We start from the raw sequence: 23,377 nt of genomic DNA, 5'->3' as shown, positions 1-23,377 counted from the left end.
GAGTTCCTGCAGTCGTTTTTCTTTTTCTTTTTCTTTTCAATTAATCGTCACTGTTCATACCGATGTACATGAGTACAAAACGAACTAGTTCCATAACAGCAACTAATGCAGCCGCTACATATGTTAATGCTGCAGCATCTAAAACTTTTCTTGTTTCACGCTCTTCGTCGTTACGGATAATTCCAGAAGATACCATTTGACCCATGGCCCGACTACTTGCATTAAACTCAACTGGTAACGTAACCACTTGGAAAAGAACTGCAGCAGCCATGAAGATAATACCTAAAAGGACTAATCCAGACATTCCCATAAGGAACCCTGCAATTAAAATAATAAATGACGTATTAGAACCGAAGTTAGCGACAGGAACTAACGCATGACGGAAGCGTAAAAATGCATACTCTTCAGCATCCTGCATTGCATGCCCGACTTCATGGGCAGCTACTGCAGCACCTGCAACAGAATTCCCATAGTAGTTCTTTTCTGAAAGACGGACAGCCTTTGCACGCGGGTCATAATGATCCGTTAATTCTCCTCGAATCGGCTCAACTGTAACATCATATAATCCGTTATCATCTAAAATCTTTCTAGCAACTTGCGCACCAGTCATGCCCGATGAAGCCGCAACCTGAGAATATTTCTTATACGCCGACTTCACTTTTCTTTGCGCCCAAATTGGGATGATCAAAATAATCGCAAAGTAGACTAAAAATGCTCCTAAACCCATTTGTAAACTCACCTCTCGATGTACACTTTTATAATTATTCTATTTTAAACATCAAAAAAAGTCAATTTAGATACTTGCTATTTTGTGGCGAGTTATTGACATTTACACACCGTTAATGATGGTTAATTAATCCCGAACTTTTACACGTCTTTTTTCGGCACGGTATTTCTTCCACCCTACATAGGATAAGGAAATAATGATCATTCCTCCGATAGTTAGCATAACCCAAACAAGCGATGGATCTGCACTATCTTCTTTAACTTGCTCATACAATTTTTGGAATTCTTTTTCCATTACAAACAATTGTTTTTGCATACTAGTGTCATGTATCATATCGTTCCCATAACGGTCGATAAATTGTACGAGTGACTCAATTTTTTGAACTTGTACACCCTCGACACTTACTAGTAATGCTGGCCGTATCATTTGGTATAGACGTAAAAATTCATTTATCTTATGACGAAAAGCTTGAGCATCTTTTTGTTGCATGGTTCCTTTTAATTCATTAATCGACTTCATTACCGATTGTTCAGAGCTTAACCACAAAGGATGGTGCGGACTGGTCAAAGCATCAACGACGAGCCTAAATTCAGTAGCCAGTCTAACTCTTTCAACATGATTCATGGAAACTGCTGTAACTGACTCCATTGCTCGCTCATATGATTTTGTAATAATTTGAAGATCACTCATTGATAGAGAAGATTGCTTATGATCTAAAGATAAAAATTGCTTCGAAAAATAATCTAACAATTGTTTTGCCTCGTCAAGCTTTTCCTGCTTTACTAGTTGTAAAACTTTATCCGAAGTGTCATTTAACTTCCCCCAATACTCCTTATCCTCAGCGGCGTTACTATATGTTGGCATACTCAAGACTAAAATAGTAAGTAATATAAGTAAAAACGAGCGCATTTCGGTCCCTCCTTCATCTACTCTAATCTATGAATGAGTGGACAAGAGTAGACCAATTTCAGGACAAGTTTTTGCGCTTTTTCAAAGTTACATTTGGGTTCGAATAGAAAGCTTCAATCTATTCTCACGAACTCCGTACAAATAAACTACGAGTACCGAAAAAATACTTAGCCAAAATGTAAAATAGCCAATGTGATGAATGTATGGATGAAGACTCCACGAAACATATGGATGCATATTATAAACGTAATCAATTATGTCATTATGTAATGTCCAAACAGCGACGAGCATCAAATGCCACCCTTTGATCCGGTAATAAGGTAAGTATAAGACCGCTTGCAACGCCATCCCTAAATGAGATGCGATCAGCATATAATTTTGCCACCCTAATTGAGAACCGGTCACTCCCGCGCCAATATTCATAGCTACAGCCCACAATCCATATTTAATTAAAGTAACAGCCGCAAGCGCTTCAAGAAGCGGAACATTTCTACCTAAAATAAAAGCGATTAATACAAACAAGAAAAATAAGCTTGCTGTTGGACTGTCAGGAACAAAAATTAAAAAGTGTGTTGGTGTTGCAGCCAGTTGATCCTTATACCAGTAGTACCCATAGATCGTACCGAAAAAATTGATGATCAATAACATATATAACATGAGGGGTTGCCTGAAAATCTTTAATAATGAAATCACACGAAACACACTCCTTCGTATTCTTGAGAACCTGAAGCTACTAATAATAATTTAAGGTGTAAAAAAAGCTGACTATATAGTCAGCTTTTCATTAAAAACTATTCGTCGCCTTGACCGTCATTGGCGATAAACTGTGCAAGAATTTCAAGCTCTTCATCAGTACCGTCGAATAAGCCAGCAGGCATTGTTCCACGTCCGTTAATTACGATATCTTTAATTTCATCAACAGTTAAGCCTGTTTCAACTAAAGCGTAACCAGCAGATCCACCTTCCAGTTGGTTACCGTGACATCCGATACATGATTGCGTGGCATAAATTTCATACCCTTGGGCTGTATCATCGATTTCGTGTTCAATGATTGCACCTTGCTTTGCAGCTGCTTCCCAGTCATGTTGGTCAACAGACTCCCAAGTTAAATAGATAGTAGCGATTACTGCTAAAAGCATTAAACCTGTAGCTACAGGACGCTTTGATGGTCTTCTTTCTTTTCCAGTATCTAACCATGGAGCTAAAAGTAAAGCACCAAATGCTAAACCTGGTATTACAATTGCACCGATAACTGTGTATACACCAGCAGCATATTCATATTTTAATAATTGATATAAGAATAAGAAATACCAGTCAGGAAGCGGAATATAACCTGCGTCAGTCGGATCAGCCATACGCTCTAATGGCGATGGATGGGCAACAGTTAAACATAAGTAACCGATTAAAAATACCGCACCAACCATCCATTCCTTTAATAGGAAGTTTGGCCAAAACGCTTCCGTTTTACCTGGATATTCAGAATAGTCTTTTGGAATGTTAGGTTTTCTGTGTTCTAAGTCTTTAACACGAGAGTCACCAACAAACTTCATCCCTTTACCACGATGCATCGATTTCCCTCCTTTATAAATTGTCTTTTATTTTTTACAACGGTCCAGAAATACCTTGCTTACGAATCATGAAGAAGTGAGCTCCTAGTAAACCTAAAAGAGCACCTGGTAAGAAGAATACATGGATTGCAAAGAAACGAGTTAACGTCGCTGCCCCAATAATTTCTCCACCAGCAAGTAATGTTTTCGCAAATCCACCGATAATCGGCGTTGCTTCAGCGATCTGTAAACCTACTACAGTTGCAAAATACGCTTTCATATCCCAAGGTAAAAGATAACCTGTGAAACCAAGGCCTAACATTACGAAGAAAATAAGTACTCCGACTACCCAGTTTAACTCACGAGGTTTCTTATATGATCCTGTGAAAAATACACGTAACGTATGTAGGAACATCATTACGATAACTAAACTAGCTCCCCAGTGATGCATACCGCGAACGATAACACCAAAAGCTACTTCATTTTGTAAGTATGCAACGGAATGATAAGCATTAATAATATCTGGTACATAGTACATCGTTAAGAACATACCAGATAGGATCTGGATGACTGTGACGAAGAATGTTAACCCACCAAAGCAATAAACAAATGCTGAAAAGTGATGGGCAGGGTTAACATGCTCAGGCACTTCATGATCCGCGATATCACGCCACATAGGAGTAATATCGAGACGCTCATCAACCCAGTCATAAATTTTCTGTAACATGAGCTACGCCCCTCCTATCCTCTTCGAATTGGTCTACCTAAGTAAATATATCCGTCTCTAACTTCTAATTCATATACATCAAGTGGTCGTGTTGGTGGCGTACCAGCAACGTTTGTACCGTCTAATTCAAAACGACCGAAGTGACATGGACAGAAGAATTGGTTCTCAAAGTCTGGATTTGTGTTCCAGTCTACTGTACAGCCTAAATGAGTACATACAGGAGATAATGCAATAATCTCATCACCTTGTCTAAATACCCAAGCTGCCCCAGTTACTTCTGAAGTATACCATGCATCGACCTGCTCAAATTGGAAGTTTTTACGGATTGGCTCTGAAGTAACTTCATCTACATGAAGATTAATCGGAACCATATCGCTTTCAGCACCAACTTTTAAAGCTGGATCTAACGCAAAACGAGCCATAGGCATGATCATACCTGCAGCCATGAAACCGCCAACCCCTGTTAGCGTATACGTTAAAAATTGACGTCTTGATACTTTATGATCTTTCTCACTCACTCTATTTCCCCCCCTACGTTGTAAGTTAAGTCCAACCGGACATAATTTAACACATATAATACTAGGACATACTCATGATAGCTAACTACTCTTTCAATGTCAATCTTTTCAGAAGTCAAAATGCCACGGAAATTTCATAATTAACGATTTTGCCACTTGTTTGTCAAAAAGGGGATAAGCTGTTTAATTTGCCCCTCAATAACCTCGACCTTATGCTTTTGGTCCATATGTTCTAATGGAATAGAAGGAAGCCAAATAAGCGTTTCTGTCAAGTCTTGTTTTGCCTGTTCCCATTCAAAATCTGAAGTAATATAAATCATATGTTTAATTTCATTTTCTTTTAATTCTTTTTCCCAACTCTTAAGGCGCACTACCTTTTCAACATCACTCTTCAAATATGTAAATGCAGGAAATTCAATCACTCTACCTTGGAATTGCCGTTCTAATTCACTAGAGATAATTGAAATAAATTCTCCCATCGCTACGGTTGACTTAATTTCCTTCTCCCAACTTACAGGAATTAATGGAATTAACGCGGTATCGACATACTCTTTTGCCTGCAAATACGTATCCATTTCTTTGGCTAACCATTTCATCTCTACTCTCTCCTTATAGCAACTAAATTATTAATACTCTCTTATCTTATCGAAAAATGCTCAAAAATAAAACAAGCTGACTTATCCATGAGCTCTTAGAGCACTCCGATAAATCAGCTTCTATATCATTTCTTCTTTTTTGTTAATTTAAAAAATGCATCTTTATCTCTTTTGTCTAACGCTTCATTCACTTTTTCATACCATTGTTTTTCACTAAACGAAGCTAAAACTTTATCAAGAAAAATTTCAGAAATAATCGCATCAGCCGTCGCCATTTCATTTGCAGGTAAATACGGATTTTCTTCAAGGACAGCAACATAATGAGGATTTGTTTTTGCTTTTGAGAAATTCAACTGAATATAAACATCTTCATCATTATTCAGACGAATGTCATGAAAGGCCTTTTCTGCGTCCATCGTTACATGCTTTTGCTTATGGAAGCAAAATGGAACATGATCGACGTCAGTTGTAGAAATAATTAACGCTTTTGGACAATATTCAGCTCTTTCCACAAAATGAACTTTTTCCATTAAGTTTTCATCACTAATTAAGTAATTTAAAAGCCAAGCACACTCTCTTCGTTTCAACTGATACTCATTAAGAAACCAACGTAAAAACTCTTTTTTCTCATATACTGAAATAGTGCTGCTCATCCTGATTCCCTCCCCGAAAGGCTAATACCTTAGTTCACATTTAACACGACAACAGAAAGAATCTTATGTATATAATTATTCTCCAACTTACAATTCAAATCCTCTAATTAGCACAAAATTATTGTTACATGATTATGAACAATTTATTGCATATCTTCTTCTAAATAGACAATTAATTCTTTAATATTTAACCTTGTTTCATCTAAAGCAATGGCCTGCCTAAATAAATGGAGACTTTCAACACGCTCTCCATTTTCCATTAAAAACTTTCCATACTCTTCAAGAAAGTCAACATCATCTCCAAAATCTACTTTAACCGCTTCAAAACATTCTTTTGCTTTATCGATATCATCATTTTCATACCTTGCTACTGCTTCATACCATGTCAAGACTGGATCTCCTTCACCGATATCCTTCAAATATTCGACCAAGTCAATTAAATCATCAAAACGATTTTCATGCTTTAAGAAGGCTACTAATGTTCGTACAGCTTCAAAATGACTTGGATTAATTGCGATAACTTCTCGTAAATATTCTTCCCCTTTTTCACGGTTTTTCATCTTAAAACTTAACTTTCCACCATGAACGTACAGTTCTTCGTTATATTGATCGACTGACAGCCCCTCATTGATAATTTTAATAGCTTCTTCATATCGGTGTAACGCTTCATAACACTTCGCTAAGTATGGATACACACTACTGAATTCCGGATCAAGTTCCTTTAAGGTATTGAATTGATCAATTGCAAGCTCGTATTGTTCAATTTGATATGCTGTATACCCATAATTAAATAGTGCATGGATGTCTAATTGTTGATCCAGGCCCTCTTGATATAATTTTAAAGCCTCCTCATACTCTCCTGTACCACTATATGCTTCCGCTAAACGTAATGCGATATTTAACCCTTCCATTTCTACATTGGCGTAATAGGCCTTTTTTAAATGCGGGAGACTCTTTTGAAAATCACCTCTAGCTAAATAAAAATCCCCGAGGCCAAAAGAAACGATCGGTTCATTTGGAGCCTTCTCAATAGCCTTTAATAATTTTTGTTCGGCGACTTCATCTAATCCTTGCATTTGATACAGATCTGCCAATAATAAAAGTGATCTTAAATATGCAGGATCATCCTCCTTTATCTCTAGGAGCATTTCAATCGCTTCGTCCTCTTGATCTTGATCAATTAGTAACTCGGCAGAAAACGTATATAATTCACCTTCATCCGGGTACAGCATGAGTAATTCATCCACCAGTTTTTTCGCCTTATCAATATGACCTAACGAGTAATATGTCTCCGCTAACTGAAATTTTGTTTCATGATTAGTCGTATTCTCAAGTTCTTCGAGTTGTGCAAGTCCTTGATCGACTTCACCATTCTCTATTTTATGTACTGCATCTGCTATCTTTTTCATAAAAGCCTCCTACGCGGTTCCTTTTTCTCATAAAAAAACACCATCATAATTATATTATGATGGTAGCATGAATATTTGATTTTCACTATCTTTTCGCATTATAGACAATACACTATAGATCTATAACATCCTTAAAAGCTTCAGTAATTGGTAAGAAATGCCTCGGAACGGTAATACGGACTTCTCGGCCGTACCCCGGCTTATAATAAACCAGATCTCCCGCTTTAAGTACTTTTCCTCGTAGAACAACGACAGCTGGCTCATCTAGGGTAACGGAATCTTCATCTATTCCTTCAGCTGCACCTCTTTGAAACATGATATAATCAACATCGCTTCCAACAATTAATTCACTTTTCTTTGGATATAGTCCGATTTTTTTGGAAAGAACCTTCGGGAAAGGCTCATGTTCACACGGAAACAGTTGGTGGGTTGGAATTCGATGCAGGTTTGAAATTACATCCCACGTATCTGAGAGCTTTTGTTCTACTCTTGGCGTTAGTGGAGTTACTGTCCAGTTAGGAATAATCAAAAGTTGGTAAGTTAGCATCGCTTCTTTAATGCGCTCCCAAGAAACCTTATAAAAATCTTCAGTTGATGTAATATTAACGAGGATGATTGGAACTTTTTCATTTCTACATTTTCGAACAAGCCCAGGAGTCAGTCCATCAATAGTCGTTTGAATGCCAATTACGTAATCAATTGGACTATTAATCAGTTGGTGACGTGCATGCCTCAACTTCTTTTTAAATTCATCAACTCCTTCTACAAATGGATACGTAACGATCGTTGTACACCCTTTTTCAATTAGTCGCTTAAACCTCATTTTATAAGCTTCTTTATGCTTGAAGTTAATTAAGTTGAAATCATTCATAATATGCCCAGCCGCTAAAGTAAATCCGCTCATATTTATTCGTGTAAATTTAAGTTTGTCCATCTTATCGTTGACATAAGAAATAGAATCATTTTCAATATAGTAAGACTTCTGCTTAAATTCACAACCTTCTTCTCTTTTAGCGTCTGCAAGAATGTATTTCATTAATATCCCACCTTTCTTCTATAGACAAGCTATGAAAAAGGTGGCAAAAACATTCCCTATTTTTGTACCATAAAAGTTTTAAGGAGGAAGCAACACTCAATACATTTTTTATCTTAAATCTCTATATTTCCTAACAAAAAAAAGACCTGTTCGAAAACGTAAACGCTTTCAAACAGGTTTAGCAAGATGCTAAAAAGTCTATTAGTATGGATAGGAGTGGAGAGAAACCATACGCTAATTTTTATTATATAGAAAATACTGACAAAGTCAATAACTACTTTCAGAAAAATAAAAAAATATTTTTAAGGCTTTTATTCTATAAATTTACTTCTTTCATTGTATTCTCGAAACTTTATAGCAATGCAAACAGAATAGACGAAAATCTAACTGATTTCCGTCTAACTGGTCTATTACTAGAAAAATGGTAAAGACTACTCTTCTTTATGTCAACTTCTTAATATGGTCAAAGAAATTAGGATATGAAACAGCAATAGCTTCACTATTTTCAACCGTAACGATACCATTAGCAACACAACCTGCTATTGCCATTGCCATACCAATACGATGGTCTCCATGACTATCGACTGTATTTCCTTTAAGCTGGACAGGACCATTTATGACCATTCCGTCATCTGTTGCTTCGATCTCAGCCCCTAACTTCCTTAACTCACTTACTACCGTATCAATACGGTTCGTCTCTTTTACTTTAAGCTCTTCTGCATCGCGGATTACTGTTTTTCCTTGTGCTTGTGAAGCTAGCACCGCGATTACCGGTATCTCATCGATTAATCGTGGAATAATATCACCGCCGATTTCAGTGCCTTTTAGATTCGATGTGGAAATAATGAGATCTGCAACAGGTTCTCCATTTGATTCTCTTTCATTGAACAGTTCGAGTTTAGCACCCATTTGTTGAAGAACATCAATAATTCCTGTACGAGATGGATTAACTCCTACATTTTCTAAAACGATTCGACTATTAGGAACAATTGCACCTGCTACTAGGAAAAAGGCTGCCGAAGAAATATCTCCTGGCACGACAACATGCTGTGCTTTTAAGTCTTGTCCACCTCTAACAGATACCGTCAGACCATCTACTCCTACATCAACACCAAAAGCTCGCAGCATCCGCTCCGTATGATCACGTGACAAATGAGGCTCAGTAACAGTCGTTACACCTTCACTTTGTAAGCCGGCAAGTAATAACGATGATTTCACTTGAGCACTTGCGACCTTAGAAATATAATCAATGCCTCTCGTTTGACCGCCACGAATCGATAAAGGTGTTAAATTACCGTTATTACGTCCGTCAATCATTGCACCCATTTGACGTAAAGGATCGGTTACTCGTGACATCGGCCGTTTGGCAATTGATGCATCACCAATCACAACAGAGTGAAATGGGCGTGTAGATAAGATGCCGAGCATTAAACGGGTTGTTGTCCCAGAATTTCCTACATCTAAAATTTGACTAGGCTCCGTTAACCCTTCCCAACCTTTACCTTCAACTTTTACTTTATCACCTTGCGCCTCGATATGAATCCCGAGTTTGCGAAAACAATCAATCGTACTTAAACAATCCTCACCTGGTAAAAATCCTTCAATTGTAGTTGTCCCCTCAGCGATCGCACCAAACATAACAGCACGATGAGAGATTGATTTATCGCCTGGTACTTTAATTGCTCCATTTAAGCCACCAGTGATTTGTTCCACTTTGGTCATTTCTCTCACTCCATTAAATTAGTCTCATACAGATGTGATCTTAAGCTCGTTTCTGCTTTTTCTCTATCTTCATTCGTACGAAAAGTTAATCTTAGAACTCCCATAATATCTTCACGAGTCTCAATAATGCGGATATTTGTAATACTTATATTTTCCTTCGCTAAAATTCCTGTGATATCAGAAATAACCCCTGGGTGATCAGGAACGTCTACATATAAATCATAGAACGCAGGAATAGCACCTTTTTTATGAATAGGGAGACCGTCACGGAATTTCTTAGCATGGTCGAAATAGTGGTGGATCTTATCATCTTCCTCTTGCTCAATAAGCATCCTTACATAGTTCATCTCTTCTTGCCATTTATCTAACAATTCAATTAAGCTATCTTTATTATGAATGAGAATATCCCGCCACATCACAGGACTCCCAGAAGCAATTCGCGTGATATCACGAAACCCTCCAGCGGCTAATCTTGAAACTAGCGGGTCTTTTTCTTCAATTTTAGCCACTTGATGGACAAGACTGGCTGCAACAATATGAGGAAAATGACTAATAGCACCTGCTAACCGATCATGTTGTTCAGGAGACATCTCAATAAAACGCGCTCTCGTTCCTTTTAACCAGTTTTGTAATTGAATGATTTTGTTCATATTTTGTTGATCCACCGGCGTTAATATATAAAAGGCATTCTCAAATAAATGTGCCCTAGCCGCCTCGACCCCGCTTTTATGAGAACCAGCCATTGGATGGCCCCCTATAAAAGTTACGTCTTTTTCCTTTAGACAGGTTGCACTTTGAAATATTCGTTGTTTAGTACTACCTACATCCGTAATAATTGCACCTTGCTTTAATTCGTAATTAGAAAGATCCTCCAGTAACTGTTCCGTTTTAGTAACTGGTGTGGCTAATACAATTAGATCTGCATTTCTTACCCCAGCTCGAATTGAATCAGCAGCGTCATCAATAACTTTTAGAGACAAGCCCATTTTTACTTGTTGTTCGTTAATATCGTAGCCAACGATATGGACATTGTGCTCTCTCTTAATAGCTAATGCAATTGAGCCTCCAATTAAACCTAGACCGATAACAAATACTTTGCGTTTCTCCACGTTAAAATCTCCTTCTAGCCTACAGAGTTCGCTTTTCTTTCTTCAAGCCAAGTTGAAAGCTCTTGAATAATACCTGCATTTTCTTCTTGGCTTCCTACTGTGATCCGTGCACATGTCGGGAAACCGAGTGCATTTCCAGAGCGAATGATGTAGCCCTTTTTCAAAAGAAAATCAAAAATTTCATCACCTTGAATACCAAAGTCAATTAAAAGAAAGTTCGTTTGTGTTGGATAATATTTTAAATTGTATTTCTCACAAAATTGCACGTATTGCTCAATTCCTTCAACATTTTTCTCATAACACTCTTTAATAAATTGTTGGTCATCTAAAGCAGCGATTGCAGCAGCATGTGCAAAAGTTGTCGTGTTAAACGGCGGTCTGACCGGCTCTACTAATGAAATAATCTCACTGTTAGCAATACCGTATCCAATTCGCAACGCTGCCATTCCATATGCTTTTGAGAACGTGCGTAGAATAATTAAATTATTATATTGTTCAAGTAAAGGAACCGTTTGTGGAAAATCAGAAGCCGTTACATATTCATAATAAGCTTCGTCCGATACGACGAGAACATCGTTTGGAACTTTAGCCAAAAATGTTTTAAATGCTTCTTCATTTACATATGTACCTGATGGATTATTCGGGTTACAAACCCAAACAATTCTCGTATTTTCATCAATCGCCTCAAGCATTGCCTCTAGATCATGAATTCCGTCTTTTGAAGGTACTTCACGAACTTCAGCTCCTTCAATTACTGCATTTAATCTATATTGTGAAAATGTAGGATCCGCAGTAACTGTATTTGTATCTGGGGTTAAAAATGTTCGACAAAGTAACTGAATGACTTCATCCGATCCATTTCCAAACACTAGTTGATCTGGATTGACATTGACAAACTGCGCTACTTTATTTCGTAATTCTGCCGCATAACCGTCTGGGTAAACAGCAGTTTGGTTCGCCAGTTGTGAAATCGCCTCAGCGACTTTCTTCGAAGCTCCAAACGGATTTTCATTGGAAGCAAGCTTCACAACTCTCTCTAATCCTAATTCACGTTTAACTTCCTCAATTGGTTTTCCTGGTTTATAGGCTGGCAGCCCGATGACTTGTGGTTTTGCTTTCATCGTAAGCACCTCTTTCTATGTATTCATTAGTAATGCTTGTTTTTTCAGTAAGTAAACTTTACCCCTTAGCTTTTCTTATACTATCCAAGGTTAAACTACCCCTAAAAGATAGTATATAAAAAAGGTTCGAGGCCGACCCTGACATGCAAACACCCTCCATGTCTACATTCATTGCTAATCTTAAGGTGCAATGAAAAAGCATACAGCGGTGTCTGACACTTCGCTTTCGAGTCAGCCTCTATTCAAAAAGTTTGACATACTGATCAAAAAGTCTTTAATGGTTTACAGCGAGAAAACTATAATACTATGTTACGATGAAATGAGCGAAAGGACAAACCTTTTTATGTGAGAAAGTCCATCTTTTCTTAATTTTTCATCTTCAAGAAGTTCCTTTACCTTCTCAACCTCGCGAATAATCGCACTTCCAACTATTACACCATCACAATGGGACTGTAACTGCTGTACCTGCTCATTGTTGGAAATTCCAAAACCAACGACAACTGGCACTTTACTATATGAGCGGACATCTTCTAAAAATTCATAAACTTTAGGATGAAACTCGTTCCGAACTCCTGTCACCCCTAATGAGGACACACAATAGATAAATCCTCTTGCTGTTTTTGCTATCTTTTCGATTCTTTGTTTAGATGTTGGGGCAACAAGTGAAATAAATTGCAGTTCGTTTTCTTCGCATAACTGAGCGAGTTCTTCACTTTCTTCAAATGGTATATCTGGAACAAGCAGTCCATCTACTCCACACTCTTTGGCTTTATTCATAAATTCCCGTTCACCAAATTGAAGTACTGGGTTATAATACGTGAACGCTATGACTGGGATTACCAAACCCCTTTCGCGCATGACCGGAACGAGGTCTAATGCTTTCTCAAGTGACATTTTATGTGCTAGTGCTCGTTTCGCTGCTCGTTGAATAACTGGCCCATCTGCAAGTGGATCTGAATACGGGATACCAAGTTCAAGCGCATGCGCTCCCGCATCTTGTAACGTTAACGCTAACTCAATTGTTGCCTCTGGTGTTGGGTCACCCGCCATAATAAATGGGATAAAAAGCGGTTGATCTTGAGATTTAACGTATTGTTGAAATCGCAGCATCATCCTTTTTCACCTCGCTCTGCTTTCATTAACGTATGAACATCCTTATCGCCTCGACCTGATAAACATACGAGGATTATATCATCAGTCGTTAACTGTCTTGCTCGCTCAAATGCTTTTGCTAATGCATGTGCACTTTCAATGGCTGGAATAATCCCTTCAGATACCGATAATTTTTTTAATGCATCAAGTGCTTCGTCGTCCGTTACCGCTTCATAGGACGCTCTCTCGATGCTAGCTAAGAACGCATGTTCAGGACCTACCCCTGGATAATCCAAGCCAGCAGAAATGGAATACGGCTCAATAATTTGTCCATTTTCATCCTGAAGTAAATACGTTAGCGAGCCGTGAATTACACCTTTTGTTCCTTTTGTAATTGTTGCAGCATGCTGATTTGTTGTTACGCCTTTACCAGCTGCTTCAACTCCAACTAATTTCACGTCATCGTTTAGAAATGGATAAAACATTCCAATTGCATTACTTCCTCCTCCTACACAAGCAACAATTTCATCTGGCAAACGCCCTTCTACTTTTAGCATCTGCTTTTTTGCTTCATCTCCTATAATTCTTTGAAACTCACGCACCATTTTAGGATACGGGTGTGGCCCTACTACTGACCCTATTAAATAAAACGTGTCTTCAGCGTTTCCAACCCAATAACGGATGGCTTCGTTTGTTGCATCTTTTAAGGTTTTGCTACCAGACGTAGCTGGAATTACCTCCGCCCCTAAAAGCTCCATTCTGAAAACATTCAGCTTCTGTCGTTCGATATCTTCTTCTCCCATAAACACTTTACATTCTAAACCAAAGCGCGCTGCTATGGTGGCAGTCGCAACCCCGTGTTGACCTGCTCCTGTTTCAGCAACGATTTTCTTTTTCCCCATTCGTTTAGCAAGAAGCGCTTGCCCCATCGCATTATTTAATTTATGTGCACCGGTATGAAGCAAGTCCTCACGTTTTAAATAAATCTTAGCGCCACCTAATTCTTTAGAAATATTTTCGGCAAAGGTTAAAGGAGTTTCTCGTCCTGCATACTCTTGTAAATGATGGTGGTATTCTTCAAAAAAAGCAGGGTCTTGCAACGCTTCATCAAGTGCCTTTTCTAAATCTTCAATCGCATTCATTAACGTTTCAGGTACAAACTTGCCACCAAACGGTCCGAATCTGCCTCGTTTATCTGGATAATTGGTTATCATGATTGGTAATCCTTTCTTCGACCTGTTTGATCAATGTTTTATCTTTTATTCCATCATTTTCTATTCCACTAGAAATATCAATTCCATCGGGGTGATAGGTTAATAACTCACTCACATTACTAGGATTGATCCCACCGGCTATAAAGACGGGCCTTTGCAAAATTTTACCTTGCTCAATATAATACGGAATATGTCCCCAATCAAAGGTAATACCTGTTCCACCCCATTGTCCTTTGACTTTACTATCAATAATAAACGCATCAACATAAGGAGCGTAATCATTCATGTCTTGCCATGCTTTTTCTTGATGGTGAATGACTTTCCATATTGTTTTTTTCATCCGTTGCTTGATTTCTTGAACAAGTTCGGCTGTTTCATTCCCATGACATTGAATAATATCAACGGGTACTTTCGACACTATCTCTTCGATTTCTGATATAGTTGCATTCACGAATAAAGCTACGATTCGTTTTGTGTGGTTGGTTGGAACACTTCTTAACCAATTGTTCACATCATCCGCTGTGACCTTTCGCTTACTCTCAGCAAAAACGAAACCGATATATTCAGCCCGAGAGTTTATAACGTTAATAACATCTTGTAATGAGTGATTCCCACAATATTTAAGCTTCGTTTGCAACTGTTTCTCCCCCAAATAATGTTTGAATTCCTTCTGCAGGAGTATTCGCTCTCATTAACGATTCTCCGACTAAAATTCCGTTTGCTCCTGCTCTATATACACGATCAACGTCAGCATGAGTATGAATTCCACTTTCACTAATAAATAAACTGTTTTTTGGAATTAGGGAACTTAGTCTCTCGGTTTGCTCTAATGACGTTTCAAACGTTTTTAAATTACGATTATTAACACCGATAATTTCTGGAGTAAACACGGACAACACTTCTTCTAACTCTTCTTTTGAGTGTACTTCGACTAAACACTCAAGACCTTTTTCGTACGCAATTGTATATAATTCTTTTAATCTCTCTACTTCGAAAATACCAGCAATCAAAAGGATCGCGTCTGCACCAATTCGCACACTTTCCTCAATTTGAAGTGGACTAATAATAAAGTCTTTACGCAAAATTGGCAGATTTACTTCTTCTTTAATCGCCGTTAAATAACTACGATGCCCTTGAAAGTAAGTCCGGTCCGTTAAGACTGAAATAGCATCAGCCCCACTCTTATCATAAGCTTTACCAATTTCCACAGGGTGGAAGTTTTCTTTAATCACTCCTTTTGAAGGAGATGCTTTTTTCACTTCCGCAATTAAACCTACTTTACGATTCGGATGAGAAAGGTGCTGAAAAAGAGATTTACGTTGAACTGATATCCCTGGCGGTAAGACTAATTGATCAAGTTCTTCCATCTTTGTTTCTATAATTTTTTTAAGCATCGATTCTCTCCACCTTTTTCGCTTGTAAATTAGTAAATTGATTATACACCGTTCCATTCATTAGTGCTTTTTGGGCTTCTTGAACACCATCTTTAATAGATGAGACTTTTCCTGCTATATATAAACCTGCTCCAGCATTAAAGGCAACAATGTTCCTAGCTGATTCATTCTTTCCGTTTTGAAAAACGTTTAAGATCATGTTTGCACTTTCGAGAGGTGTCTTGACTTGAATATCACTCAACGGTCCTCGTGGCAAGGAAACCTCCTCTGGTGTAAGAACATACTTGGTAATTTCTCCATCTTTCAATTCCGTTACAAAGGTATTCGTACCGATTGAAATTTCATCTAAGCCTTCCGCACCTGTTACGAGCATAGCTCTTTTAACCCCTAACTCCCTAAGTGTTTGAGCCATCAATTCACCGTACTTTTCATCAAACACTCCAATTAATTGAGCTTCTGCATTAGCTGGATTCGTTAATGGCCCTAATAAGTTAAAGATTGACCTGAACCCTAATTCCTTTCTAGGCGTTGCAACATTTTTCATTGCAACATGATAAAGAGGAGCAAATAAGAAACTCATTTTCTTTTCTTCAAGTACAAGAGCCGCTTCTTCAGGTGTAGTTTGAATATCTATATTTAAATGTTCTAAAACATCTGCACTGCCGCTATTTGATGACACGGATCGATTACCATGCTTTGCAACTGTCACACCGAGCGAAGACAATACAATAGCAGCTGCTGTTGAAATATTAAATGTTTTCGCATGGTCCCCGCCAGTTCCGCATGTGTCAATTACACCATGTTCATTATGAGGAATTGATATAGCATGCTCTTTCATTGACTTTGCAAAACCGACCATTTCCTCCAGTGTCTCGCCGCGAAATCTTAATAATGTCAGCAAACTAGCAATTTGACTATGTGTTGCTGTACCAGTCATAATTTCATCCATTACTGATTTTGCTTCTTTTTCTGATAAGTGTTCTCCACTAATACATTTTTGCAAGATGTCTTTAAACATTGCCAATTGCCTCCTCCGCATTTTTCTTAACCATCGCCTCTGCTAATTGAACAGCATGTAAAAGTGCTTTTGCTTTATTTCTTGTTTCTTCATATTCGTTTTCTGGTATTGAATCGGCTACGATTCCTGCACCAGCTTGAACGTAAGCCTTTTTGTTTTTTATCACTAATGTGCGAATTGCGATACACGAGTCAATATTGCCATCAAAACCAAAGTACCCAATCGCCCCTGCATAAATTCCTCGTTCTGTCGGTTCAATTTCCTTTAAAATTTCCATTGCTCTAATCTTCGGTGCCCCCGAAACCGTTCCAGCAGGAAATGAAGAAGAAAAAGCTTGGAGTGGATGAATGCCTTCTTGCAATCTCCCAGTCACTTTAGAGATGATGTGCATGACATGTGAGAAATTCCCCACTTCTAGTAAAACCGGCGTCTCAACTGAACCATATTCAGCTACTCGGCCGATATCATTACGAGCAAGATCTACGAGCATAAAGTGCTCGGCACGTTCTTTTTCATCCGATAATAAGTCTTGAGCTAACGCTTGATCTTCATCGACTGTCTTTCCACGCGGCCTCGTTCCAGCAATCGGATGAATTTCCATATGTCCATCTTGTATCTGGACAAGTCGTTCAGGAGAGCTGCCGATAATTTCGTTATCCCCAATTTTTATATAGAACAAGTAAGGCGAAGGGTTTACCATACTTAACACTCGGTAGATATCTAGACCACTAACGTTAATATCCACTTCAAATCGTTGGGATAACACCGCTTGAAATACATCTCCAGCGCGAATATATTCTTTAATCTTTTCAACATCAGATAGGAATTTTTCTTTTTTATAGTTCGAACGAACCTGCTCAAACGATACATCGACTTTGTACGTCGGTGGTGGCAATACTCGCTTGTCTTTGGATCCCTCCATCATTTGTGCAACAACGTTTTTCATCATTTGAACAGTATGCTTATAAATGTTTTTGTTTTCTTCATCACTATGACCCGAACTAGGAAGAGAAATTAGATACATTTCTTTTTTGTGATGGTCGTAGGCAATAACTAATTCACAGAATACAAAGTGAACCGTTTCCTTGTCTGTATCCTTCTGAGCTAGCACACGTTCGAATTGTTCTACCGCATCATATGATACATATCCGACCATTCCGCTATGGAAGGGAATTGGAAGTTTAATTGGTTTCACATCCACATATTCCGTTGCATAATCGAAGGCTGATTGAAAAGTAGAAGTAGTATGGATAGTCTCGTTTTTTTCTTTAATAAAAAATTCATTGCCTACATTACTCAAAAACAACTTTGGATAAAGACCAATAAATGAAAATCTAGACCACGGCGAGTGCTCATCCTTACTTTCGAGTAAGTAAACCGCATCTTGCTCTAACTGACGAAAGATTTGAATGGGTGTTAACGTATCAGCAAATAAATGACTAATAACGGGAACTGTTTTGAATTGATTGGCATCTTCTAAATAGGAAGATAATGAGGTATCTAACATGATTTTCACTCCTTCATATAAGTGAGTGAAAATGAACGTGAGAAATATGGCGGAGAAAACAGAGGCTAGATCATCCGTGTTGCCATGAATTTAGCGTCCATTACTTAGAAACTAAATATAAAAAGCTGACCCCAAAGTGCCTGGCTCCACAAAATCATACGAAAATAGAGATGCTGATGAAAAATCAGCACTAATATTTCGTTTTGCGGCGCCTGACACCCTTAATTAGAGTCAGCCGAATCATTAATACATATATTCGCTCTGCTCAGCTCTACTCAACTATTCATTCTCATCTCTGCTCTACTCTTAAATAAACTATTCTAAAAACTCATCTTAAGCTACTAAGTTTCATTTCATGTAATCTAAACTAATACTTTAAACAACTAAGCTAAACTAAATTAAATTAAATTAAATTAAATTCTCATCTCATCTACTGTAATTTTACCTTGAGTCTTCTTTATTTGTCAATTGTAAATCTGGTCGAAGTGAAATAGCGTTCTCTAAATAAATATGCTCAACTTCACTTTGAGGTACATCGGTTTCTGCAGTAATCATCACTCGAATACACATTGGCAGACTATTTGGCACTGGGATTTCAAGTGCACACATAATCGGTACAAACTTCCACCCTTCGAAGCGACGCAGTGCTTTTGCTGGGAATGTTGCATTTAAATCATGAGTGACTGTCACAACAATTTGGGCAACATCTTCTGGTTTAATTCCATTTTTAGTGATCATCATTTCTAATAGTTTTTCAGTTGCATCCAAGATAACCTCTTCTTCATTTACCTCAACAGTTGTTGCGCCTCGAATTCCTCTAATCATTTCTACTCCCCCTTAATAGACTTTAAGAGCAGCTCTTTGATTGGCTCTTCATCAACACTAACAACCTCTACTCTCCCAAGTTCTTTCATTAGGACCATTCGGATGACTCCTTTTTGGGCCTTTTTATCTTTTTTCATTGTATGTACTAATTGATTAGGATCTAATTCAACAGGAACATCTGTCTCATAACCTAATTTAGTTAACCAACCTTTTACTTCATCTACCGGTAAAGAAATACCATAGTAGTGTTCACTTAAACGCATTGAAAAAATCATGCCGACTGCTACGGCTTCACCGTGAGTCATTTTACCATAGCCTAGTTCTTTTTCGATCGCATGACCTAAAGTGTGTCCGAAATTTAAAATAGCACGGATGCCGTTTTCTTTTTCGTCTTCACTAACGACCGCAGCTTTGACAGCAATTGAACGTAACAGTAACTGTTCTGCTAATTCACCTTTAATGTTTGAAAAACCATCTATATGATCTTGAAGCCATGAATATAACTGAGCGTCCCAAATTAAAGAGTGCTTAATCGCTTCAGCAAAACCAGATCGCCATTCATGAAGTGGCAGACTTTGAAATACTCTTGGGTCATACACTACTGCTTCTGGCTGGTGGAACGCACCAATCATATTTTTACCTAACGGATGATTAATTCCCACTTTCCCACCTACACTACTATCGTGTGCAAGTAATGTTGTCGGAACTTGAATAAATGGTATACCACGCATATAAGTCGCTGCTACAAAACCAGCAAGATCACCGATCACACCGCCGCCTAGTGCAATAATTAGTGAATGTCGGTCTAATCCTTGTTCTAACGCATACGTCTGGATATCGTAGTATTGCTGGAACGATTTCGACTGTTCTCCAGCAGGTATGATATATTCAAAGGTTTCGAAACGATTAATTAAGCCGTTCCTTATGTCTTGCAAATACAGTGGAGCAACTTTGTCGTCTGTAATAATTAAAACAGACGACACTTTTTGTTGCAGCTGACTGGGAATATATTCAAACAATTTAAAGCGAATGTCTTCACCAATCCATACAGAATATTGTTTAGAGGATGTATTTATGAGTAATTGCTCCATTAGAACAACCTCGCTCGCTCTTCGTGGCGTTCAATATTCTCCTTCACTTCATCTACACGATCACTGCCGAATTTCTCAAGTAATGCATTAGCAATTTCCCATGCGATAACAGCTTCCGCAACTACAGATGCCGCTGGAACCGCACAGCTATCTGAACGCTCTATGCTTGCAGCAAAAGGTTCTTTCGTATCAATATCGACACTTTGAAGAGGCTTATATAAAGTTGGAATAGGCTTCATTACTCCACGTACGACAATAGGCATTCCATTTGTCATTCCACCCTCTAACCCGCCAAGGTTGTTTGTGTTACGAGTATAACCATTTACTTCATCCCATAGAATTTCATCATGGACTTGGCTTCCTGGTTTTCTAGCAGCTTCAAAGCCAACTCCAATTTCAACACCTTTGAATGCATTAATACTCATAATAGCTGCGGCTAACTTTCCATCGAGTTTTCTATCGTAATGCACATGACTTCCTAGGCCAATTGGAACTCCTTCTACGACGACTTCAACAACTCCACCTATTGAATCACCATCTTTTTTTGCCTGATCGATAGCATTCATCATTTTCTGTCCTGCTTCTTCATCTAAACAGCGCACAGGCGAAGCTTCAGAACGCTCTTGTAAATCATTTATAGAGGTGTAAGAAGTCTGTTCAGCTTTCACACCGCCAATTTCAAGAACGTGCCCACCCACTTCTATACCAAATGTTCTAAGAATTTTCTTCGCTACAGCTCCAGCTGCAACACGAACTGTAGTTTCTCGTGCCGAGGAACGTTCTAAAATATTTCTCATATCACGATGGCCGTATTTAATTGCACCATTGAGATCGGCATGACCTGGTCTTGGACGTGTCACTTTACGCTTCATTTCTTTTTCTTCTTCTTCTGTTAATGGTTCTGCACCCATTATTTTTGTCCAATTTTTCCAGTCATTGTTTTCCACGACAAGAGTTATCGGCGCACCTGTCGTTTTCCCATGGCGAACTCCACTTAATATTTCAACAACGTCTTTTTCAATTTGCATACGACGTCCTCGCCCATGTCCACCTTGTCTACGAGCCAAATCGACGTTAATATCTTCAGGTAATAAATCTAGATGAGCGGGAACACCTTCGATAATCGTAGTCAACTGCGGTCCATGTGACTCTCCTGCTGTAAGGTATCTCATATCTTACTCCTCCTCCAACCTATTCTCTCTTTAGCGCTTTTATGCACTAAATTATAGCACAACTTTATTTCTTTGTCTTATGAATTTTTCAGTTTGCTACAACTTAGCTTTTATATGTTAGAAGCTTCAGTTTATCAGAAAATTTTTTAAATATAAAGATGGACTAGTACTTAAATGAAGTTATATTAACTTTTTCCGATAAAAAAATGTATCCTCCGTTTTAAAACCATACGTCTGAGGATTGAATATTTGTTCTGTACTTCCTACAAAAAGTATTCCGCCAGGTCTTAAGGCATTACTAAACTTCTGATAAAGTTCATGCTTTGCCTCTTCAGTAAAATAAATCATGACGTTTCGACAAACGATCAAATCAAAGTTCGATTCAAAACGGTCTGCAAGTAAATTACCTTGCCTGAATTTAATGGTCTTTTTAATTTCTTCCTTAATGGTATAACCGATAGCATCTTTATTAAATGCATTCTGCAGTACATCTTGTGGAACATCTTTAATTGAACGCTCTGCGTAAAAACCAACCTTTGCCCTTTCTAAAATCTCTCGGTCAATATCGGTCGCTAAAATAGAAACTTTAGATAGAGGCATAAAATGACTCATAATAATAGCAAGGGTATACGGCTCCTCACCTGTTGAACATGCTGCACTCCAAATTTTCGGACGGGAATTTTGGTTTAGCAGCCGAGGCAGTATTTTATTTTCTAACACTTCCCATCGTTTTGGGTTTCGATAAAATTCGGATACATTGATCGTCATCCGCTCAAGAAATTCATCAAATAGTTTTTCATCCTTTAACATCGCTTGAAAAAAACTAGTAAAGTCGTTATAGCCCTTTTTTTCACGAAGAGATGTTAATCTGCGCTTCATCTGGGCCTCTTTATACAAATTTAAATCGATCCCCGTTTTTCTTTTGACACTATCAACAAACTCACTATAATCACAATTCATGTCTTGCTGTCTCCTCTAATAACAAACTTATTTATTACTTTTTATCACAGTTTTCCCGATAAAACTACAAAAAAATATAAGATATGTTCGGTTTCATAAAATAGTAATAGAACAAATAGAACTTGTCTTGTTTTATAGAAGAGTACTTTTACCCTTATAGAGAATTAGAATAGTACAAGGATCCGGGAGCTAGACTCGAAAAGCGCAAGCGCCCGTTTAGGGACTTACAGACTGGAGGCCACCGTATGAGATAAAGGAAACACGGTGATCACTAGGGAGCCGATGTTGACTTATCGCAAGGAGGTGAGCGATGTCTCGCTAGGTGCTGGAGCTAGACATCTTCGAAATAAACTTTCTTACCTTAAAAAAAGAAAAAGGCATCTACTATAGATGCCTTTTCCCGATTTTTTATTAAACCCACTTGCTGATTGTTTTATCGTAAGTGTTTAACTCTTCTTCTTTAAAGAAAATACCGATTTCACGAACTGCGCTCTCAGGAGAGTCAGAACCATGAATAACATTCATCGCAACTTGTGCAGCGAAGTCACCACGGATTGTTCCAGGTGCAGCATCTGCAGGGTTAGTAGCACCCATCATCGTACGAGCTGTTGAGATAACTTTTTCACCTTCCCAAACCATTGCAAATACTGGTCCAGAAGTAATGAAATCAACTAATTCGCCAAAGAAAGGACGCTCTTTGTGCTCAGCGTAATGAGTTTCAGCAAGATCTTTTGAAACCGTCATCAATTTTGCACCTACTAAATTAAAACCTTTCTTTTCAAAGCGAGAAACGATTTCTCCCACTAAGTTACGTTGAACTCCGTCTGGTTTAACCATTAAAAACGTTCTTTCCATTATAAAACCCTACCTCTCATTTTTCGTGTTATGTACAAGCCTTTTCGATTATATCAAATTTGGGCGAATTATACAATAAATGAAACATTATATAAGTATTATAAAATCTGAACTTTTCCCCCTTTAGTACGTTAAATGAGAGGTGGTGCCAGGTACCTTAAAAAGGTACCTGGCA

Annotated in this window: 24 protein-coding genes; all 24 read right to left on the bottom strand. The window is 38.1% G+C overall.

Annotated features, from left to right (window positions below):
- Window positions 1–40: 40 nt before the first annotated feature.
- The 24 genes from AC2VNP_RS02650 to ndk all read right to left on the bottom strand — a co-directional run bounded on the left by AC2VNP_RS02650 (window position 41) and on the right by ndk (window position 23,202).
- Window positions 41–727 carry a zinc metallopeptidase gene (locus AC2VNP_RS02650; protein WP_486915863.1) on the bottom strand — a complete coding sequence of 229 codons (687 nt, stop codon included), beginning with the start codon at window positions 725–727 and terminating at the stop codon, window positions 41–43.
- A gap of 126 nt (window positions 728–853) precedes the next feature.
- Window positions 854–1,636: a sporulation protein YpjB gene (ypjB, locus tag AC2VNP_RS02645; protein ID WP_486915862.1), complete on the bottom strand. Its 783-nt coding sequence runs from the start codon at window positions 1,634–1,636 to the stop codon at window positions 854–856.
- Window positions 1,637–1,723: 87 nt separating this feature from the next.
- Complete coding sequence (lhaT, locus tag AC2VNP_RS02640; RefSeq protein WP_486915958.1) at window positions 1,724–2,293, bottom strand: lipoprotein heptaprenylglyceryl N-acetyltransferase LhaT; 570 nt, start codon at window positions 2,291–2,293, stop codon at window positions 1,724–1,726.
- 134 nt (window positions 2,294–2,427) lie between these two features.
- Window positions 2,428–3,204, bottom strand: coding sequence for a c-type cytochrome (locus tag AC2VNP_RS02635; protein WP_486915861.1), 777 nt, complete (start codon window positions 3,202–3,204; stop codon window positions 2,428–2,430).
- A gap of 34 nt (window positions 3,205–3,238) precedes the next feature.
- On the bottom strand, window positions 3,239–3,910 hold the full coding sequence (qcrB, locus tag AC2VNP_RS02630; protein WP_075384751.1) for a menaquinol-cytochrome c reductase cytochrome b subunit: 672 nt from the start codon (window positions 3,908–3,910) through the stop codon (window positions 3,239–3,241).
- A 14-nt stretch (window positions 3,911–3,924) separates the two neighbouring features.
- The gene (locus tag AC2VNP_RS02625) at window positions 3,925–4,428 is read right to left on the bottom strand and encodes a QcrA and Rieske domain-containing protein (protein ID WP_275116539.1); all 504 of its coding nucleotides are present in this window, start codon (window positions 4,426–4,428) and stop codon (window positions 3,925–3,927) included.
- Between the two features lie 140 nt (window positions 4,429–4,568).
- The gene (locus tag AC2VNP_RS02620; protein ID WP_486915860.1) at window positions 4,569–5,024 is read right to left on the bottom strand and encodes a YpiF family protein; all 456 of its coding nucleotides are present in this window, start codon (window positions 5,022–5,024) and stop codon (window positions 4,569–4,571) included.
- A 125-nt stretch (window positions 5,025–5,149) separates the two neighbouring features.
- Complete coding sequence (locus AC2VNP_RS02615; protein ID WP_486915859.1) at window positions 5,150–5,677, bottom strand: ReoY family proteolytic degradation factor; 528 nt, start codon at window positions 5,675–5,677, stop codon at window positions 5,150–5,152.
- Window positions 5,678–5,820: 143 nt separating this feature from the next.
- Window positions 5,821–7,086 (bottom strand): tetratricopeptide repeat protein, encoded by a 1,266-nt coding sequence (locus AC2VNP_RS02610; protein WP_486915858.1) that lies wholly within the window; start codon window positions 7,084–7,086, stop codon window positions 5,821–5,823.
- A 112-nt stretch (window positions 7,087–7,198) separates the two neighbouring features.
- Window positions 7,199–8,122 (bottom strand): hypothetical protein, encoded by a 924-nt coding sequence (locus AC2VNP_RS02605; RefSeq protein ID WP_486915857.1) that lies wholly within the window; start codon window positions 8,120–8,122, stop codon window positions 7,199–7,201.
- Between the two features lie 441 nt (window positions 8,123–8,563).
- The gene (gene aroA, locus AC2VNP_RS02600; protein ID WP_486915856.1) at window positions 8,564–9,844 is read right to left on the bottom strand and encodes a 3-phosphoshikimate 1-carboxyvinyltransferase; all 1,281 of its coding nucleotides are present in this window, start codon (window positions 9,842–9,844) and stop codon (window positions 8,564–8,566) included.
- Window positions 9,845–9,849: 5 nt separating this feature from the next.
- Window positions 9,850–10,953, bottom strand: coding sequence for a prephenate dehydrogenase (locus AC2VNP_RS02595; RefSeq protein WP_486915855.1), 1,104 nt, complete (start codon window positions 10,951–10,953; stop codon window positions 9,850–9,852).
- Between the two features lie 14 nt (window positions 10,954–10,967).
- Window positions 10,968–12,074, bottom strand: coding sequence for a histidinol-phosphate transaminase (gene hisC / locus AC2VNP_RS02590; protein WP_486915854.1), 1,107 nt, complete (start codon window positions 12,072–12,074; stop codon window positions 10,968–10,970).
- Between the two features lie 309 nt (window positions 12,075–12,383).
- The gene (gene trpA / locus AC2VNP_RS02585; protein ID WP_486915957.1) at window positions 12,384–13,184 is read right to left on the bottom strand and encodes a tryptophan synthase subunit alpha; all 801 of its coding nucleotides are present in this window, start codon (window positions 13,182–13,184) and stop codon (window positions 12,384–12,386) included.
- A complete protein-coding gene (trpB, locus tag AC2VNP_RS02580; protein WP_486915853.1) occupies window positions 13,184–14,380 on the bottom strand; it encodes a tryptophan synthase subunit beta in 1,197 nt (398 codons plus the stop codon). Before trpB ends, trpA begins: the two co-directional genes overlap by 1 nt.
- The gene (locus AC2VNP_RS02575) at window positions 14,358–15,017 is read right to left on the bottom strand and encodes a phosphoribosylanthranilate isomerase (RefSeq protein WP_486915852.1); all 660 of its coding nucleotides are present in this window, start codon (window positions 15,015–15,017) and stop codon (window positions 14,358–14,360) included. The genes trpB and AC2VNP_RS02575 overlap by 23 nt, the downstream gene beginning before the upstream one ends.
- Entirely contained in the window at window positions 15,001–15,774 is a 774-nt protein-coding gene (trpC, locus tag AC2VNP_RS02570) for an indole-3-glycerol phosphate synthase TrpC (protein WP_486915851.1), read from the bottom strand. Before trpC ends, AC2VNP_RS02575 begins: the two co-directional genes overlap by 17 nt.
- Window positions 15,767–16,792, bottom strand: a complete 1,026-nt coding sequence (trpD, locus tag AC2VNP_RS02565; protein ID WP_486915850.1) for an anthranilate phosphoribosyltransferase — start codon at window positions 16,790–16,792, stop codon at window positions 15,767–15,769. Before trpD ends, trpC begins: the two co-directional genes overlap by 8 nt.
- On the bottom strand, window positions 16,785–18,299 hold the full coding sequence (gene trpE / locus AC2VNP_RS02560; protein ID WP_486915849.1) for an anthranilate synthase component I: 1,515 nt from the start codon (window positions 18,297–18,299) through the stop codon (window positions 16,785–16,787). Before trpE ends, trpD begins: the two co-directional genes overlap by 8 nt.
- 441 nt (window positions 18,300–18,740) lie before the next feature.
- Window positions 18,741–19,124, bottom strand: a complete 384-nt coding sequence (aroH, locus tag AC2VNP_RS02555) for a chorismate mutase (RefSeq protein WP_486915848.1) — start codon at window positions 19,122–19,124, stop codon at window positions 18,741–18,743.
- A 2-nt stretch (window positions 19,125–19,126) separates the two neighbouring features.
- Complete coding sequence (gene aroB, locus AC2VNP_RS02550; RefSeq protein ID WP_486915847.1) at window positions 19,127–20,215, bottom strand: 3-dehydroquinate synthase; 1,089 nt, start codon at window positions 20,213–20,215, stop codon at window positions 19,127–19,129.
- Window positions 20,215–21,387, bottom strand: coding sequence for a chorismate synthase (gene aroC / locus AC2VNP_RS02545; protein ID WP_486915846.1), 1,173 nt, complete (start codon window positions 21,385–21,387; stop codon window positions 20,215–20,217). The genes aroB and aroC overlap by 1 nt, the downstream gene beginning before the upstream one ends.
- A 180-nt stretch (window positions 21,388–21,567) precedes the next feature.
- Window positions 21,568–22,347: a CheR family methyltransferase gene (locus AC2VNP_RS02540; RefSeq protein ID WP_486915844.1), complete on the bottom strand. Its 780-nt coding sequence runs from the start codon at window positions 22,345–22,347 to the stop codon at window positions 21,568–21,570.
- 411 nt (window positions 22,348–22,758) lie between these two features.
- On the bottom strand, window positions 22,759–23,202 hold the full coding sequence (gene ndk / locus AC2VNP_RS02535) for a nucleoside-diphosphate kinase (protein ID WP_486915842.1): 444 nt from the start codon (window positions 23,200–23,202) through the stop codon (window positions 22,759–22,761).
- Window positions 23,203–23,377 lie beyond the last annotated feature (175 nt).

The sequence above is a fragment of the Alkalihalobacterium sp. TH-98 genome (assembly GCF_057473385.1).
The sequence above is the reverse complement of the archived record's forward strand: the minus strand, read 5'-3'. Positions and strand labels throughout refer to the sequence as shown.

Excerpts from the sequence above, each read along its gene's own strand:
- AC2VNP_RS02650 (WP_486915863.1), bottom strand. The coding sequence starts at position 727 with ATGGGTTTAGGAGCATTTTTAGTCTACTTTGCGATTATTTTGATCATC.
- ypjB (WP_486915862.1), bottom strand. The coding sequence starts at position 1,636 with ATGCGCTCGTTTTTACTTATATTACTTACTATTTTAGTCTTGAGTATG.
- lhaT (WP_486915958.1), bottom strand. The coding sequence starts at position 2,293 with ATGTTATATATGTTATTGATCATCAATTTTTTCGGTACGATCTATGGG.
- AC2VNP_RS02635 (WP_486915861.1), bottom strand. The coding sequence starts at position 3,204 with ATGCATCGTGGTAAAGGGATGAAGTTTGTTGGTGACTCTCGTGTTAAA.
- qcrB (WP_075384751.1), bottom strand. The coding sequence starts at position 3,910 with ATGTTACAGAAAATTTATGACTGGGTTGATGAGCGTCTCGATATTACT.
- AC2VNP_RS02620 (WP_486915860.1), bottom strand. The coding sequence starts at position 5,024 with ATGAAATGGTTAGCCAAAGAAATGGATACGTATTTGCAGGCAAAAGAG.
- AC2VNP_RS02615 (WP_486915859.1), bottom strand. The coding sequence starts at position 5,677 with ATGAGCAGCACTATTTCAGTATATGAGAAAAAAGAGTTTTTACGTTGG.
- AC2VNP_RS02610 (WP_486915858.1), bottom strand. The coding sequence starts at position 7,086 with ATGAAAAAGATAGCAGATGCAGTACATAAAATAGAGAATGGTGAAGTC.
- AC2VNP_RS02605 (WP_486915857.1), bottom strand. The coding sequence starts at position 8,122 with ATGAAATACATTCTTGCAGACGCTAAAAGAGAAGAAGGTTGTGAATTT.
- aroA (WP_486915856.1), bottom strand. The coding sequence starts at position 9,844 with ATGACCAAAGTGGAACAAATCACTGGTGGCTTAAATGGAGCAATTAAA.
- hisC (WP_486915854.1), bottom strand. The coding sequence starts at position 12,074 with ATGAAAGCAAAACCACAAGTCATCGGGCTGCCAGCCTATAAACCAGGA.
- trpA (WP_486915957.1), bottom strand. The coding sequence starts at position 13,184 with ATGCTGCGATTTCAACAATACGTTAAATCTCAAGATCAACCGCTTTTT.
- trpB (WP_486915853.1), bottom strand. The coding sequence starts at position 14,380 with ATGATAACCAATTATCCAGATAAACGAGGCAGATTCGGACCGTTTGGT.
- trpC (WP_486915851.1), bottom strand. The coding sequence starts at position 15,774 with ATGCTTAAAAAAATTATAGAAACAAAGATGGAAGAACTTGATCAATTA.
- trpD (WP_486915850.1), bottom strand. The coding sequence starts at position 16,792 with ATGTTTAAAGACATCTTGCAAAAATGTATTAGTGGAGAACACTTATCA.
- trpE (WP_486915849.1), bottom strand. The coding sequence starts at position 18,299 with ATGTTAGATACCTCATTATCTTCCTATTTAGAAGATGCCAATCAATTC.
- aroH (WP_486915848.1), bottom strand. The coding sequence starts at position 19,124 with ATGATTAGAGGAATTCGAGGCGCAACAACTGTTGAGGTAAATGAAGAA.
- aroB (WP_486915847.1), bottom strand. The coding sequence starts at position 20,215 with ATGGAGCAATTACTCATAAATACATCCTCTAAACAATATTCTGTATGG.
- aroC (WP_486915846.1), bottom strand. The coding sequence starts at position 21,387 with ATGAGATACCTTACAGCAGGAGAGTCACATGGACCGCAGTTGACTACG.
- AC2VNP_RS02540 (WP_486915844.1), bottom strand. The coding sequence starts at position 22,347 with ATGAATTGTGATTATAGTGAGTTTGTTGATAGTGTCAAAAGAAAAACG.
- ndk (WP_486915842.1), bottom strand. The coding sequence starts at position 23,202 with ATGGAAAGAACGTTTTTAATGGTTAAACCAGACGGAGTTCAACGTAAC.